This window comes from Streptomyces sp. NPDC058291, from assembly GCF_042880855.1.
Lineage (GTDB): Bacteria > Actinomycetota > Actinomycetes > Streptomycetales > Streptomycetaceae > Streptomyces.
In genome coordinates, this window is record NZ_JBHVYK010000175.1 from 1 (window position 1) to 2,041 (window position 2,041).

The following is a 2,041-nucleotide window of genomic DNA, read 5'->3' on the forward strand; positions in this document are numbered from 1 at the left end:
CGATAAAGGGCACTAGCACCTCAAGCTAGCGCGTCTGCCATTCCGCCACCCGGACAAGGTGTCTGTCGTGCGGGGTTTCCCTCGCGGCGACGTCGTAAACATTACCAGGCTTTCCGGGGTGCCCGATCACGGGTGGCCGGCGGCGCGGAGTCCCGTCCGGCGTGAACGGCGTGTGACGGGCCGGGACCGGCCTTGGGCGGGGGCCTTGGGAGAGAGAGGATGAGGGGACCCACCAGCAGTGACAGCGGGAGGAACCAGCGTGAGCGCGACGGACGACACGGCCAGGGGCGTCACCGGCGAGGACGAGGTCGTGGACCTCTGCCGCGAGCTGATCCGGATCGACACCAGCAACTACGGCGACCACTCGGGCCCGGGCGAGCGCAAGGCGGCCGAGTGGGTCGCCGAGAAGCTCGCCGAGGTGGGCCTCGAACCGGAGATCTTCGAGTCCCACCCGGGCCGCGCCTCGACGGTGGCCCGCATCGAGGGCGAGGACCCGTCCAGGCCCGCGCTGCTCATCCACGGCCACCTCGACGTCGTCCCGGCCAACGCGGCCGACTGGACCCACGACCCCTTCTCGGGCGAGGTCGCGGACGGCTGCGTGTGGGGCCGCGGGGCGGTCGACATGAAGGACATGGACGCGATGACGCTGGCCGTCGTCCGCGACCGGCTGCGTTCGGGGCGCAGGCCCCCGCGCGACATCGTGCTGGCGTTCCTGGCCGACGAGGAGGCGGGCGGCACCTACGGCGCCCGTCACCTCGTCGACCACCACCGCCACCTGTTCGACGGCGTGACCGAGGCGATCAGCGAGGTGGGCGGCTTCTCGTTCACCGTGAGCGAGGAGCGGCGGCTCTACCTCATCCAGACGGCCGAGAAGGGCATGCACTGGATGAAGCTGACCGTGGCCGGCACCGCCGGGCACGGCTCGATGATCCACCGGGACAACGCCATCACCGAGCTGTCCGAGGCCGTCGCGCGGCTCGGCCGGCACACCTTCCCCGTGCGGGTCACCAAGACGACCCGCGCCTTCCTCGACGAGCTCGGCGACGCGCTGGGCACCGAGCTGGACCCCGAGGACATGCAGTCGACCCTGGCCCGGCTCGGCGGCATCGCCAAGCTGATCGGCGCGACCCTGAGCAACACCGCCAACCCCACCCAGCTGGGCGCCGGCTACAAGGTCAACGTCATCCCCGGCGAGGCCACCGCGCACGTCGACGGACGGTTCCTGCCGGGGCACGAGGACGAGTTCCTCGCCGACCTCGACCGGATCCTCGGCCCCAAGGTGCGCCGCGAGGACGTGCACTGCGACAAGGCCCTGGAGACGTCCTTCGACGGGGCGCTGGTGGAGGCGATGCAGTCCTCGCTGCTCGCCGAGGACCCCACGGCGAAGGCCGTCCCCTACATGCTCTCCGGCGGAACCGACGCCAAGTCCTTCGACGATCTCGGCATCCGCGGGTTCGGCTTCGCCCCGCTCAAGCTGCCGCCGGAGCTCGACTTCGCCGGGATGTTCCACGGCGTCGACGAGCGGGTCCCGGTGGACGGGCTGAAGTTCGGGGTGCGCGTGCTGGACCGTTTCATCGACGCCTCCTGACCCGTCCCGCTGGACCGGCTTTCACCGGGGAGGAAATCGGCCGCCTGTACGGACGCGACTGAGAAGAGTGAATGCGCCGATAAGCGCGTAGCCCCATTAATTTCGCCTCGTTACTGGTGACATGCGATCCGCTGCTTGGGGTCGCTTTGCCAACGAGGAGGAATAATGATCAAGAAGGTCGTCGCTGCTGCGGCAGCCACTGGTGGGCTGGTTCTCGCGGGTGCGGGCCTGGCCGTCGCCGACGCCGGAGCCCAGGGCGCCGCAGTGGGCTCCCCGGGTGTGGTGTCCGGCAACGTCATCCAGGTTCCCGTGCACGTCCCGGTGAACGTCTGCGGCAACACGATCTCGGTGATCGGGCTGCTGAACCCCGCCTTCGGCAACACCTGCGTCAACGACTGACGTCGACCCGCTGAGGGGTCGTCCACACCGTCGGCCCCGGAGCGCACCCCCAGC

General features: G+C 70.0%; 2 protein-coding genes. Both read left to right on the plus strand.

All coding sequences use genetic code 11. The features are described 5' to 3' along the window. Positions 1–259: 259 nt before the first annotated feature. Positions 260–1,588: a M20/M25/M40 family metallo-hydrolase gene (locus ACFVYK_RS37925; RefSeq protein WP_389781290.1), complete on the plus strand. Its 1,329-nt coding sequence runs from the start codon at positions 260–262 to the stop codon at positions 1,586–1,588. 165 nt (positions 1,589–1,753) lie between these two features. Then, a complete protein-coding gene (gene chpH / locus ACFVYK_RS37930) occupies positions 1,754–1,987 on the plus strand; it encodes a chaplin ChpH (RefSeq protein ID WP_069773519.1) in 234 nt (77 codons plus the stop codon). The last annotated feature ends 54 nt before the right edge of the window (positions 1,988–2,041 follow it).

What these genes read in the sequence shown, in the direction of transcription:
- chpH (WP_069773519.1), top strand. Translation starts at nt 1,754, where the DNA reads ATGATCAAGAAGGTCGTCGCTGCTGCGGCAGCCACTGGTGGGCTGGTT.